The organism is Microbacterium sp. NPDC059771, assembly GCF_042732495.1.
Lineage (GTDB): Bacteria > Actinomycetota > Actinomycetes > Actinomycetales > Microbacteriaceae > Microbacterium > Microbacterium sufflavum.
Window position 1 is genome coordinate 785,502 of the sequence record NZ_JBHWHK010000001.1, and the last position, 12,974, is coordinate 798,475.

Genomic DNA, 12,974 nt, shown 5'->3' on the forward strand with positions numbered 1-12,974 from the left:
AGCCGCTCCTCTACGCGGGTGACGACGTCAGCCCCACCGACGTGCGACGTGTGGAGTAGTCCGGCTCAGGCGCCCAGGCGGTCGATGAGTTCGCGGTAGCGCGCGGTCGTCCGGGCGACGACCTCGTCGGGCAGCGCGGGCGGCTCGCCCTGCTTGTCCCAGTTCGCGGCGAGCCAGTCGCGCACGATCTGCTTGTCGAAGCTCGCCATCCGCTCGGCCGGGGTGGTGCCGGTGCGCCAGGCCTCGGCGTCCCAGTACCGCGAGGAGTCGCTGGTGAGCACCTCGTCGGCGAGGCGCAGGGTGCCGTCGGCATCGGTGCCGAACTCGAACTTGGTGTCGGCCAGGATCAGGCCCCGCTCCTCGGCGATCGCCGCCGCCTTCGCGTACACGGCCAGGGAGGTGTCGCGCAGCTCGGCCGCTCGCTCGGCACCGACCAGCTCGACGACGCGGTCGAACGTGATGTTCTCGTCGTGCTCGCCCATCGGCGCCTTGTACGCGGGGGTGAACAGCGGTTCGGGCAGCCGGTCGCCGTTGTGCAGGCCGTCCGGGAGGGTGATGCCGCACACCGTGCCGTGCTCCTGATACTCGGCCCAGCCGGAGCCGGTGATGTAGCCGCGCACGACGCACTCGATCGGGAGCATCTCCAGCGACTGGGCGAGCATCGCGCGGTCGGCGACCTCCTCGGGCAGCTCGCCCGGGGCCAGGTGGTTCGGCACGTCGAGCTGGGCGAACCACCAGCGGCTGAGGCGGGTGAGCAGGGCCCCCTTGTCGGTGATGCCGGGCGACAGCACCACGTCGAAGGCGCTCACCCGGTCGGAGGCGACGACGAGGATGCGGGTGTCGGCCGGGTCCTCCGAGGCGTAGAGGTCGCGGACCTTGCCGGAGTAGAGGTGTCGCCAACCGGGGATGCTCTGCGCGGTGCCTGCCGTGGGTGTGCTCACCCGCCCATTATCCCGGTCTCCCGTGGCGGCGCCCGCACAGAAGTCAAGGGGAGCGCGGGCCGCGTGCTCCCGGGGCGAGGATCGCCGCATCGAAGGGAGCGGGTATGACGAAGGATCTCGCGAAAGGCGATCGGGTGAGCTGGAACACGTCGCAGGGGCGCACGCGCGGCACGGTGGTCGAGAAGCGGACGAAGGACTTCACGTTCGCGGGGCAGCACTTCACCGCCTCGGACGAGGAGCCGGCGTATCTCGTGGAGTCGGAGAAGAGCGGCGATCGTGCGGCGCACAAGGGCTCCGCTCTGCGTCGGCTGGGGTGAGACACCCGGAACCGGTATCGCCGCGCACGACGTGGCACGGGAGCCTGATCGGGCGTATAGTCCACATGGACTAATCGAGGTGGGGACATGGCGAAGGACCCGGTGGACGCGCTCACGCCGCTCGGCGTGATGGTGCTCGCGCTGCTGCGCGAGAGCGACATGCACCCCTACGAGATGGTCCGGCTGCTGCGCGCTCGGCACGACGATCGGCTCATCACCGTCACCAACGGCACGCTGTACCACACGGTCGCCCGGCTGCAGCGGGCGGGGCTGCTCGCCGAGGTCGGGACCGACCGCGACGGAAAGCGGCCGGAGCGCACGACCTACACGCTCACCGACGCGGGGCGCGAGACGGTGGTCTCCTGGGTGCGTCGCGCCCTGCCCCGCATCGATCGCGAGGTCGACGCCCGGGTCGCGCTCGCCGAGGCCCACAACCTCGAACGCACCGATGTCGTCGCGCTGCTCCACGACCGCCGCGCCGCCCTCCGGGACTCGCACGCGCTGCACCATGACGGGCTCCGCGGCGCCCGCACCAAGGGTGTCCCCGCCCAGGTCCTCGTCGAGATCGAGCGACAGGAGGCGCTGCTCGACGCGGAGCTGCGCTGGCTCGACTCCCTGCTCACCCGCCTCGACGGCGACGATCTCCCCTGGGGGCCGGACGCCTTCGACGACTCCGACCGCTACCGCGCTCAGCGAAAGGCTGCACAGCAATGACCGAATCCCGCCAGGCCGCAGGGCCTCAGACCGGCCCGTTCGCGGCCGGTCACGCGCCGAAGAGCCCGTGGCCCGCCCTGTGGGCGCTCGTCATCGGCTTCTTCATGATCCTCGTCGACACCACGATCGTGTCGGTCGCGAACCCGGCCATCAAGGCCGCGCTCGACCCGCAGACCAACAACCTCGACAACGTCGTGTGGGTCACCAGCGCCTACCTGCTGGCCTACGCGGTGCCGCTGCTGATCACCGGACGCCTCGGTGACCGCTTCGGCCCGAAGAACATCTACCTGATCGGGCTCGCGGTGTTCACGCTCGCGTCGCTGTGGTGCGGGCTGTCCACCACCCTCGAGGGCCTGATCGCGGCGCGTGCCGTGCAGGGCCTCGGCGCCGCTTTCATGACGCCGCAGACCATGGCCGTCATCACGCGCACCTTCCCGCCGGAGCGGCGCGGTGCGGCGATGGGGCTGTGGGGGGCGACCGCCGGCGTGGCCACGCTCGTCGGTCCGCTCGCGGGCGGCCTGCTGGTGGACGGCCTCGGCTGGGAGTGGATCTTCTTCGTGAACCTGCCCGTGGGTGTCGTGGCGTTCGTGCTCGCGTGGATCCTGGTGCCGAGGCTGAAGACGCACCCGCACCGCTTCGACCTCGTCGGTGTCGTGCTGAGCGCCGTGGCCCTGTTCCTGATCGTGTTCGGGCTGCAGGAGGGCGAGAAGTTCGACTGGGGTGTGATCTGGGGTCCGATCTCGGTGTGGAGCCTGATCATCGCCGGCGTCGTGGTGCTGGCGCTGTTCATCGTGCAGCAGGCCCGCACCCGGAGTGAGCCGCTCGTGCCGCTCGGGCTGTTCCGCGACCGCAACTTCTCGGGCGCGAACGTCGCGATCGCCGCGGTCGGCTTCACGGTCACCAGCATGTCGCTGCCGATGATGTTCTTCCTGCAGACGGCCCGTGGGCTCACCCCGACCGAGGCGGCCATGCTGCTCATCCCGATGGCGGTGCTGTCGGGAGTGCTGGCTCCCGTGGCCGGCAAGATCCTCGACCGCGTCGACCCCCGGGTGATCCTCATCCCCGGACTGCTCTGCGTGGGTGGGGCGCTGCTCTGGTACTCGGCGCTGACGACCATGGACACCCCGATCCTGATGTTCCTGCTGCCGTCGGCCCTGATGGGCATCGGCAACGCGGGCATGTGGGGTCCGCTCGCGACCACGGCCACGCGCAAGCTGCCGCCGCGGCAGGCCGGTGCCGGCGCGGGCATCTACAACACGACCAGGACGATCGGCTCGGTGATCGGTTCGGCGTCGATCGCCGCGTTCATGCAGTCGCGGCTGGAGGCGAACCTGCCCGGACTGTCGGACGCGCCGGCGGGCATCAGCGGGGGCGGGTCGCTGCCGCCGCAGGTGGCGGAGGGCTTCGCGGCAGGTATGGCGCAGGCGCTGCTGCTGCCCGCGGCCGTGATCGTCGTCGCGCTCGTGGCCGCGCTGTTCCTCGGTCGCTACGACCGTGACGACGCGGCGGCTCCGGCCACCGCGGCCCCCGCCCCTCCCGCGTGAGCCGGGGGAGGGTCGCGCCCTCCCCCGTTCCGGCTGCGCCCCCGGGTCAGGCCTGAGTGCTGAAGACCGAGGACAGCACGAGCCCGGCGCCCCCGAGCAGCGTGATCTGATCCGGGTCCTCCGCGAAGAACACCGTCGGCGGCTGTCCGCGCTCGGGTGCCAGCCGGGTGACCCAGGTCTGCAGGGCCGTGCGCAGCGCCTCGCCGCCCGTGCAGGCGTCGCCGTGCATGATGTAGTGCCCTGGCGCGAGGATCTGCTCGTTGTTCGCGATGCCGATCGCGAGGTTGCGGGCGTACAGGTCGAGCAGCGCCGCGGCGTCGTCCGAGCCGTCCGCCACGAGGGCGGCGAGGCTGCGGGAGTCGAGGGTGTCGGCGTGCGGGAGGCCGACGGCCGCGGCCCGGTCGCGCAGCCAGCCCAGCGTGGCGACCGTCTCCCAGCAGCCGCGCCGTCCGCACCGGCACTCGTCGCCGTCGAGCTGCACGATGGTGTGGCCGGACTCGCCCCCGGCACCGTTCTCGCCGCGGAGCACCTCGCCGCCGTGCACGATCCCGAAGCCCAGCGCCTCACCGGTGTACACGGATGCGAAGTCCTGGATCTCCCGCCCCAGCCCGAACCACCGGTCGCCCAGTGCCTGGACGCGCGGGTGGTGGTCGACGAGGGTGGTGGCGCCGAAGCGCTTCTCCAGCAGCGCGACGACCGGGAGGCCGTTGAGCCCAGGGGTGAGGTGCATCGAGATGACGCTGCCCGTGCTCGTGTCGACCATGCCCGCCGCGGCGACGCCGATGCCGACGAGGGCTTCTGCCGCGAAGCAGCCGTCGGTCACCTGGTGCAGGCACGCGGTGATCTCGTCGGTCGACGCGTCGCGGCTGTACGCCGCGTGGTGCATCTCGTGGATCGTGCCGTCGAAGGCGATGCGGGCGGCCACGACGAAGTCGGGGGAGAAGTGCACGGCGCCGAGCCACGGGCCGTCGCCGCGGAACCAGAGCGGTCGGGCCGGCTTGCCTCCGGCCTCGGACGGCGCGACGGGGTCGCCTTCGACGAGGGTGGCGGAGTCGAGCAGGGGCTGCAGGATCGTGGCGATCGTGGCTCGGTTCACGCCGAGCGAGCGGGCCAGTTGCGCGCGGCTGGAGGGGCCGAGGCGGTGCAGGGTCTCCAGCACGCGTCGGCGGTTCGCGGCTCCGATCGCGCTCGTGGTGATGAGCGGACGGCGCGAGCTCTGGTCGGAGAACACCAGGTCGGCCTGCGGTTTGCCTGACGGTGCCATGGCACCTGCCTTTCCGGTCGCGACGGGTGGCGGCGATGGCTCCGTCTGCGGATCAGTTTACAAGGAAGAATGTATGGTTTAGTGTCATACATACCTCGCGGCGCGCGGGCATCCATGACGAAGTGGGGTAGGCAGTGAACCACAGCAGGTCGGCACGAGTCGGAGTCATCGGCGGCGGGATCCGCGGCGGCATGTTCGCCAGAGCGCTGCAGGAGAACCCCCAGTCCGAGCTCGTCGCGATCTGCGACCGCAGCCCCGGCGTGCTGTCCGCGATGGTCGCGCAGCTGGGCGTTCCGGGCTATGCGAGCACCGAGGAGCTGCTCGCCGCCCACCCCGACCTCGACGGCGTCGTGATCGCGACCCCCGACTTCGCCCACCGCGAGGCGGCGGTGCTCTGCGCCCAGGCCGGTCTCGACCTGATGATCGAGAAGCCGCTGGCCACCGAGGTCGACGACGCGCGGGCGATCCTCGAGGCCGCCGACGCCGCCGGGGTGCGCGTCATGGTCGGCTTCGAGAACCGCTGGAACGTGCGGTACTCGGCGGTGCGCACCCGTCTCGGCGCCGACGGAGACCCGAGGATCAGTGCCCAGATCATCAACCTCAACGACACGATCTTCGTGCCGACCGAGATGCTGTCGTGGTCGTCGAAGAGCTCGCCCGCGTGGTTCCTCATGCCGCACTCGCTCGACCTCGCGTGCTGGATCGGCCGCACGCACCCGGTATCGGTGTATGCGGTCGGCGCGCGCGACCGCCTCACCGAGGCCGGCATCGACACGTGGGACCGCGTCAACGCCGTGTTCACGATGGCCGACGGCTCGCACGTCGCGCTCAACTCGTCGTGGGTGTTGCCCGAGTCGATGCCGTCGGTGTTCGACTTCCGCTACGAGATCCAGTCCGCCGGTCAGGTCGTGCACATCGACGGCGCCGACGACGGTGTGATCGTCTACGACGCGCAGCGCGGGCAGCTCGTGCAGTCGGCCGTGCACGAGCGCGCCGGCCGCATCCGCGGGGTGCCTATCGACATGGTCGGCGACTTCGTCCGCCTCCTCCGCGGGGAGCCCGTCGACGTGCCGGACGCCCGCGACGGCCTCCTCATCACCGCCGCGATCGAGGCGGTGCACACCGCCCTCGAGACCGGCGACGTCGTCTCCATCTCCGTCTGACCCCGCTTCACCTGCACCACCGCGAGACCCGAAACCACGCGACACCCGTCCGGAACTGCACGAAGGAGCAAGGAAATGAACGCATCACCGTCGATGAGCCGGGGCTTCTCCCGGCGTCAGATCTTCCAGCTCGGTGGCCTCGCCGTCGGGGCCATGGCCCTGGCGAGCTGCACCCCCGGAGGCGGAGGGCAGCAGAGCACCGGACCGCTCACGGCCGGCTCCGGGAAGCCCTCCGGCCAGATCAGCATCCTCGACGACAACACCAACAGCATCTTCAAGGACTGGGCCATCGCCGAGTTCGAGAAGCAGACCGGCATCAAGGTCGTCACCTACCAGCAGGGCAACTTCAACGACCTGCACGACAAGATGGCCACGATGTTCGCGGCGCAGGACTCGTCGTTCGACGTCGTGATGACGTGGGCCGGCTGGTCGGCCGAGTTCGGGCAGGCCGGATGGCTGGAGGAGCTCGACCCCTCCGCCGTGCCGGACGACCTCATCCAGCCGGCGCTCGACGCGGTGTCGTGGCGGGGCAAGGTGTACGGCCTGCCGAAGTTCGTCAGCGCGCAGACCATGTTCTGGAACAAGGACCTGTTCGCGGGGGCCGGGCTCGACCCCGAGACGGGCCCGGCGAACTGGGACGAGTTCGTCGCGGCGGCCAAGGCCCTCACCGGCGGCGGGCAGTACGGCTATGCGTGCGACATGGGCAACCCCGCCGGCGCGTACCAGAACTTCCTGCGCGCGCTGCTGCTCAACGGCGGGGAGTTCTACGACGCCGACTACAAGCCCACCTTCGCGAGTGACGCGGGCGTCGAGGCGCTGTCGAAGATGGTCGAGCTGCTGCAGGTGCACAAGGTGATGGACCCCTCCTCGCTGCAGATCACCAACGCGTCCGACCTCGCCGACCTCTTCGCCCGCGGCAGCACCGGCATGGTGTTCAACTGGCCGTTCCAGTACGCGGTCGCCACGGCCGCCGGCGCCGCGACCTCGGCCGCGACGGTGGGTAACGGCCTGCTCCCCGGCATGTCGGTGCGGTCGGCGTCGATCGACGGCTCCGAGGGCTTCGCGATCAGCAAGTTCTCGAAGAACAAGGAAGCGGCCCTGGCATGGCTGCAGTTCGTCACCACCGGGAAGGTGCAGACCGACATCGTCGAGAAGGAGGGCTGGTTCCCCGTCTCGCAGACGGTGCTGGCCGAGCCCGCCGCGCGGGAGGCGCTGCCCATCCTGTCCACCTACGAGCAGTCCACCGAGTACGTCACCAAGCGCTACGGCACGCCCTGGTCGAACGAGCTCGACCAGGCGCTCTCCGTGCAGCTCATCAACGCCATGAACGGCAAGACCTCCCCCAAGGAGGCGCTGGAGTCGGCGCAGAAGACGGCGGAGGACCTCGTGAAGAAGTACCTGAAGTAGGGCTCGGGGAATGGGCGTCAACCTCCTGGAGAGGAGCCGCCGGCGGGATCTGCGTTTCGGCCTCCTGCTGATCGCGCCGGCGGTGCTGATCATCGCGATGCTGCTCGGCTACCCGATGGGCTACGCCGTGTTCATGTCGTTCCACCAGTGGAACGACAAGCTGGGCATGGAGCACCCCTTCATCGGGCTGGAGAACTACGGGCAGCTGCTGACCGACCCCGCGGTGCACCGGGCGATGGAGCGCACGGCGTACTTCTCGGTGATCACCGTGATCGGCGGGGTCGCGCTGGCCGTGGCGATTGCGGTGCTGCTGAACCGGGAGTTCCGCGGACGCACGCTCGCCCGGGTGCTGCTGCTCGTGCCGTGGGCCGTGCCGCCCGTGGTGAACGGCATCATGTGGAAGCTGATCTTCGACGGCAGCACCGGCATCGCCAACACGATCCTGCGCGGACTCGGTCTCACGGAGGAGAACGTGCAGTGGCTGTCCGACCCCGCGCTCGCGATGAACATCCTGGTGTTCGCGGAGATGTGGAAGCTGCTGCCGTTCCTGTGTCTGCTGATGCTCGCGGCGCTGCAGGGCATCCCGTCGAACCTGTACCGGGCGGCGGCGATCGACGGCGCGGGACCGTGGCGGGCCTTCTGGCGCATCACCCTGCCCAACATGCGCGGCGCCCTGATGTTCGCGCTGATCGTGCAGTCGATGTGGTCGCTCAAGGTGTTCGACACCATCTACGTGCTCACGGGCGGCTCCGGCGGCCCGGCCGAGGGCACCACCACCATCAACTTCCTCGCGTACCTGGTGAACTTCAGCAACCTGGACCGCGGCTACGGCTCGGCGATGGCGGTCGGGATCATGATCCTCGTGCTCGTGGTGGCCGTGTTCTGGATCCTGCTGTTCGGCGGGTTCCGTCGCAAGAGGGGAGAGGCGCATGCCTGACCTGACCACCACCGCCCTCGTCACCACCGCCCGCCCGCGCGGGCGCCGGGTGTCGCGACGCGGACGCCGCCGCCTCACCGCCGTCGTGTGCGCGGTGCTGCTCGTGCTCGTGATGGCGTTCTTCCTGGCGCCGTTCCTGTGGATGTTCGTGTTCAGCGTGTATCCGTCGAGCGCGCTGCAGGGCCGTACCCCCGACCTGTCGCCGTCCCTGCTGACCGTGGAGTCCTACGTGCGCCTGCTGTCGGACGGCAGCTTCCTCACCCCGATGGCGAACTCCGCGATCGTCGGCATCTCCACCACGATCATCTGCATGACCGTGGGCGCGGCCTGCGCCTACGCGATCGCCCGCTTCAAGTTCCGCGGTCGCCAGCCCCTGCTGCTGAGCATGATGACCGTGCAGGCGATCCCCGTGATCGTGCTCGCGGTGCCCCTGTTCATCCTGCTGCGCTCGGTCGGCCTCTACGACCAGCTGCTCGGGCTGATCGCGACGTACACGGCGTTCATCCTGCCGCTCGTGATCTGGATGCTGGTCGGGTTCTTCGAGGACATCCCGCCGAGCCTGGAACGCGCCGCCCGCATCGACGGGTGCAACCGGTTCCAGATCATGTACCGGATCGCCTTCCCGCTCGCCGCGCCCGGCATGGCGGCGACCGCGATCCTGGCGTTCATCACCAGCTGGAGCGACTTCTTCCTGGCGAAGGTGCTGACGTCGAACAACGCCGTGACCCTGCCGGTGAAGACCGCGGCGTTCCAGGGGCTGTTCGCGATGGACTACACGTCCGCGGCGACGGCGGGAGTGATCACGGCCATCCCGGTCCTGATCCTCACCCTCGTGGCACAGAAATGGATCATCCGCGGTATGACCGAGGGTGCGGTGAAAGGCTGATCATGGCACAGATCGAACTGGTGGGCGTCGAGAAGTCGTACGGACGCCCGAGGCGCGGGCACGAGGCCCGCAAGGCGGTCTCCGACCTCAGCTACGTGATCGAGGACGGGCACTTCGTCTCGCTGCTCGGTCCCTCCGGCTGCGGCAAGACCACCACGCTCAACATGATCGCCGGACTGGAGGACATCTCGGGCGGGGAGATCCTCATCGACGGGCGGCGGGTCGACGACCTCGACCCCGACAAGCGCGACCTGGCGTTCGTGTTCCAGGACTACGCGCTGTATCCGCACATGAGCGTCTACGAGAACATCGCGTTCGGGCTGCGCATGCGCAAGGTCGCCAAGGACGAGATCGACCGCCGGGTGCGCGACGCCGCCCGACGGCTCGACATCGCCCACGTGCTCGACGTGAAGCCCAAGAGCCTGTCGGGTGGACAGCGGCAGCGCGTCGCCCTCGCCCGCGCCATCGCCCGGCGCCCCGCGGTGTTCCTGTTCGACGAGCCGCTGTCGAACCTCGACGCGCTGCTGCGCGACCAGACCCGCAGCGAGCTCAAGGTGCTGCACCGCGAGCTCGGCGCGACCAGCGTCTACGTCACGCACGACCAGGAGGAGGCCATGACGCTCTCCGACCGGATCGCCGTGATGAGCCGCGGACGGCTGGAGCAGTACGGCAGCCCGTACGAGGTGTACCACGAGCCGGCGACCGAGTTCGTGGCGTCGTTCGTGGGCAAACCGCGCATGAACCTGTTCACGGCGAAGCGGGGCGAGCGTGGCAGGCACGTGCTGCCGGGGACCGCGTTCGGCGTGGAGTCGGGCGTGCTGCCCGAGGAGATCCGCGTCGGACTGCGCCCGGAGGAGTGCGACCTGCGGCGACCGCTGGCCGGCGAGCAGCCGCACGGCACCGTCGTCGCGGTGGAGCCGCTCGGCAACGTCTCCGACGTGCACCTCGCGATGGGCGACGTCGAGTTCCTCGTGCGCGTCCCCGGGTTCGGCTCCTACGGCGTCGGCGACGCGGTGGTGGTCGACCTGACCCGCGCGCGCCTGCACTGCTTCGACCCCGAGACCGGGAGGCGCCTCGCCGTGTCGTGAGCCGGCGCGTCAGCGCAGCGCGAGCTGGAGGCGGGCGCTGAGGCGGTCGGCGGCACCGCGCGCCCGCCGGGCGTGACCCCGCTCCGGCTCTTCCAGGGCGATCCGCACGTCGGACCCGTCCGCGAGTGCGGCCGCGGCCACGTGCACGGTCTGCGGACCCGAGAACGCGGAGCCGCGGGTCGTGAACACGACGCGACGGTCATCGACGATGCGCCACTTCGCGCGGTGCCGCCGCTCGGCGATCCGCCGGACGGCGGCGAGGACGGAGTCCGCCTCGGCTGACGTGTGGAAGCTGGTGTGCGCGACGGCACGCATCGGTCCCCCCGATCCTGTGTCTGACAGGGCGTCTGCCCCCGCATGCCCTGCTGATGAGACGACGCGACAGCCGGTTCATTACGCGGGTTCCGCGGACTCCCGCGTTCCGGTTCAGCGGGTTCACAGGGTTAGGGTGGATGGTCGGCGGCCGCCGGGTCGCCCCATCCGAACCTCCGAGGAGCACTCGACGTGAGCCGAAATCCATCCTCCACAGCGCGCCGCCTGCGCCGCTTCGCCCGGACGGCGACCGCCTCCGCGCTCGCCGCGCTCGTCGCCGCCGGGGCGCTCCTCGCCGGAGCCGCGCCCGCCGCGGCCGAGGGCGAGACCTACGTGATCGGCACCGACACCACGTTCGCGCCGTTCGAGTTCACGGACGCGAACGGCGAGCTCGTCGGCATCGACATGGACCTGCTGCGCGCGATCGCGAAGGACCAGGGCTTCGAGGTCGAGATCCGCCAGCTGGGCTTCGACGCCGCCGTGCAGGCCCTCCAGTCCAACCAGGTCGACGCGGTGATGGCCGGCATGTCGATCACCGAGGAGCGCCAGCAGACGTTCGACTTCAGCGATCCGTACTTCACCAGCGGGGTGCAGCTGGGGGTGCTGGAGTCCAGCGACATCGAGTCGCTCGACGACCTCGACGGCAAGGCGGTCGCGGTCAAGACCGGCACGCAGGGCCAGACCTTCGCCGAGGAGAACCAGGAGAAGTACGGCTTCCGCATCACGCCGTACCAGGACACGACCGACATGGTCGACGCCGTGAAGGCCGGGCAGGCCGTCGGCTACTTCGAGGACTTCCCGGTGCTCGCGTACGGCATCCAGCAGGGGTCGGGCTTCCGGCTGATCGGCGATCCGGAGCTCGGCGGCGAGTACGGCTTCGCGGTCAACAAGGGGCAGAACGCCGAGCTGCTGGAGATGTTCAACGCGGGGCTCGCGAACCTCCAGGACTCGGGCGAGTACGACGAGATCGTCGACACGTACCTCGCCTCGGGTGAGGGCGAGCCGAGCGCGCAGCCCACCGACATCATCTCCGTCGCGGTGAAGTACTGGCCCGCGCTCATGCAGGGTCTGTGGCTCACGATCCTCGCCACGATCGTCGCGGTGGTCGCGGCCTTCATCCTCGGCATCATCTTCGGCTTCGGGCGCATCTCGAAGTTCGCGCCGTTCCGCTGGGTCGCCACGGCCTACGTGTACGTGTTCCGCGGCACCCCGATCCTGATCCAGGCGTTCTTCGTCTTCTTCGCGATCCCGCAGCTGATCCCCGACCTGAAGTTCGACCCGTTCGTGGCCGGCGCGATCACGCTGTCGCTCAACACCGGTGCGTACATGACCGAGATCATCCGCGGCGGCATCCAGGCGGTCGACCCCGGTCAGGCCGAGGCCTCGCGTTCGCTGGGCCTGAGCCACTGGAAGACGATGCGCAAGGTCGTGCTGCCGCAGGCGTTCCGCATCATGATCCCCTCGTTCGTGAACCAGGGCATCATCACCCTCAAGGACACCTCGCTCATCAGCGTGATCGGCCTCGCGGAGCTGACCTTCGTGTCGCGCCAGATCATCGCCTCCACCTACCTGTCGGCGCAGGTGCTCACCATCGTCGCCATCATCTACTTCGTCGTGATCACGCTGCTGACGCTGCTCGCGAACCGCCTGGAGAGGACGCTCAACGCATGAGCAAGATCGACGTCAGGAACCTGCACAAGTCGTTCGGCGACAACGAGGTCCTGAAGGGCATCGACCTCACGGTCGACGACGGCGAGGTCGTCGCGGTGATCGGGCCCTCCGGCTCGGGCAAGTCCACGCTGCTGCGCTGCCTCAACAAGCTCGAGGAGCCGACCTCGGGCCACGTCGTCATCGACGGCGTCGACCTCACCGACAAGAGCGTCAAGCTCGACGAGGTGCGCCAGCGCATCGGCATGGTCTTCCAGCACTTCAACCTGTTCCCGCACATGACCGTGCTGGAGAACATCACCCTCGCGCCGGTCGAGCTCGGCCGCATGACCAAGGCCCAGGCGCGCGAGCGGGCGCTGTCGCTGCTGGAGCGCGTGGGACTGTCGGAGAAGGCGGACGCCAAGCCCGCGTCGCTCTCCGGCGGCCAGAAGCAGCGGGTCGCCATCGCCCGTGCGCTCGCGATGGACCCCGAGATCATGCTGTTCGACGAGGCCACCAGCGCGCTCGACCCGGAGATGGTCGGCGAAGTGCTGCAGGTGATCCGCGACCTGGCCGAGGGCGGCATGACCATGGTGCTGGTCACGCACGAGATGGGTTTCGCGCGCGAGGTGTCCGACCGCACGGTGTTCATGGACGGCGGTGTCGTGGTCGAGGAGGCTGCGCCGGCCGAGCTGTTCGGCTCCCCCAAGAACGAGCGCCTGCAGGACTTCCTGTCGAAGGTGCTCTGACCGTA

13 protein-coding genes are annotated in these 12,974 nt (G+C 69.7%); 10 read left to right on the plus strand and 3 right to left on the minus strand.

From position 1 onward, the window contains the following. Positions 1-65: 65 nt before the first annotated feature. Positions 66-941, minus strand: coding sequence for a phosphoribosylaminoimidazolesuccinocarboxamide synthase (locus tag ACFV3I_RS03770; protein ID WP_247638235.1), 876 nt, complete (start codon positions 939-941; stop codon positions 66-68). 104 nt (positions 942-1,045) lie between these two features. Between ACFV3I_RS03770 and ACFV3I_RS03775 the strand changes: the two genes are divergently transcribed. The 3 genes from ACFV3I_RS03775 to ACFV3I_RS03785 all read left to right on the plus strand — a co-directional run bounded on the left by ACFV3I_RS03775 (position 1,046) and on the right by ACFV3I_RS03785 (position 3,516). Further along, the gene (locus ACFV3I_RS03775) at positions 1,046-1,258 is read left to right on the plus strand and encodes a DUF2945 domain-containing protein (protein ID WP_136032818.1); all 213 of its coding nucleotides are present in this window, start codon (positions 1,046-1,048) and stop codon (positions 1,256-1,258) included. 87 nt (positions 1,259-1,345) lie between these two features. Beyond that, entirely contained in the window at positions 1,346-1,972 is a 627-nt protein-coding gene (locus ACFV3I_RS03780) for a PadR family transcriptional regulator (RefSeq protein ID WP_136036709.1), read from the plus strand. Continuing rightward, on the plus strand, positions 1,969-3,516 hold the full coding sequence (locus ACFV3I_RS03785; RefSeq protein WP_136032822.1) for a DHA2 family efflux MFS transporter permease subunit: 1,548 nt from the start codon (positions 1,969-1,971) through the stop codon (positions 3,514-3,516). Before ACFV3I_RS03780 ends, ACFV3I_RS03785 begins: the two co-directional genes overlap by 4 nt. Before the next feature lie 46 nt (positions 3,517-3,562). On the opposite strand, the gene ACFV3I_RS03790 is transcribed toward ACFV3I_RS03785, so the two are convergent. Then, positions 3,563-4,780, minus strand: a complete 1,218-nt coding sequence (locus tag ACFV3I_RS03790) for an ROK family protein (RefSeq protein WP_378822392.1) — start codon at positions 4,778-4,780, stop codon at positions 3,563-3,565. Positions 4,781-4,914: 134 nt separating this feature from the next. Here ACFV3I_RS03790 and ACFV3I_RS03795 point away from each other — a divergent pair, with 134 nt between their 5' ends. The 5 genes from ACFV3I_RS03795 to ACFV3I_RS03815 all read left to right on the plus strand — a co-directional run bounded on the left by ACFV3I_RS03795 (position 4,915) and on the right by ACFV3I_RS03815 (position 10,261). Further along, a complete protein-coding gene (locus tag ACFV3I_RS03795; protein WP_136037313.1) occupies positions 4,915-5,943 on the plus strand; it encodes a Gfo/Idh/MocA family protein in 1,029 nt (342 codons plus the stop codon). Positions 5,944-6,018: 75 nt separating this feature from the next. Next, positions 6,019-7,350: a sugar ABC transporter substrate-binding protein gene (locus ACFV3I_RS03800; RefSeq protein WP_206251909.1), complete on the plus strand. Its 1,332-nt coding sequence runs from the start codon at positions 6,019-6,021 to the stop codon at positions 7,348-7,350. Between the two features lie 10 nt (positions 7,351-7,360). Beyond that, entirely contained in the window at positions 7,361-8,287 is a 927-nt protein-coding gene (locus ACFV3I_RS03805) for a carbohydrate ABC transporter permease (RefSeq protein ID WP_136037311.1), read from the plus strand. Further along, complete coding sequence (locus ACFV3I_RS03810; RefSeq protein WP_136037310.1) at positions 8,280-9,173, plus strand: carbohydrate ABC transporter permease; 894 nt, start codon at positions 8,280-8,282, stop codon at positions 9,171-9,173. Before ACFV3I_RS03805 ends, ACFV3I_RS03810 begins: the two co-directional genes overlap by 8 nt. Positions 9,174-9,175: 2 nt before the next feature. Beyond that, positions 9,176-10,261 carry an ABC transporter ATP-binding protein gene (locus ACFV3I_RS03815; protein ID WP_378822394.1) on the plus strand — a complete coding sequence of 362 codons (1,086 nt, stop codon included), beginning with the start codon at positions 9,176-9,178 and terminating at the stop codon, positions 10,259-10,261. 9 nt (positions 10,262-10,270) lie between these two features. Here ACFV3I_RS03815 and ACFV3I_RS03820 read toward each other — a convergent pair whose 3' ends face one another. Further along, positions 10,271-10,576: a hypothetical protein gene (locus ACFV3I_RS03820; RefSeq protein WP_378822395.1), complete on the minus strand. Its 306-nt coding sequence runs from the start codon at positions 10,574-10,576 to the stop codon at positions 10,271-10,273. A 189-nt stretch (positions 10,577-10,765) separates the two neighbouring features. Between ACFV3I_RS03820 and ACFV3I_RS03825 the strand changes: the two genes are divergently transcribed. Both ACFV3I_RS03825 and ACFV3I_RS03830 read left to right on the plus strand, forming a co-directional pair. Next, positions 10,766-12,244 (plus strand): amino acid ABC transporter substrate-binding protein/permease, encoded by a 1,479-nt coding sequence (locus tag ACFV3I_RS03825; RefSeq protein WP_136032827.1) that lies wholly within the window; start codon positions 10,766-10,768, stop codon positions 12,242-12,244. Next, the gene (locus tag ACFV3I_RS03830) at positions 12,241-12,969 is read left to right on the plus strand and encodes an amino acid ABC transporter ATP-binding protein (RefSeq protein WP_136032829.1); all 729 of its coding nucleotides are present in this window, start codon (positions 12,241-12,243) and stop codon (positions 12,967-12,969) included. The genes ACFV3I_RS03825 and ACFV3I_RS03830 overlap by 4 nt, the downstream gene beginning before the upstream one ends. Positions 12,970-12,974 lie beyond the last annotated feature (5 nt).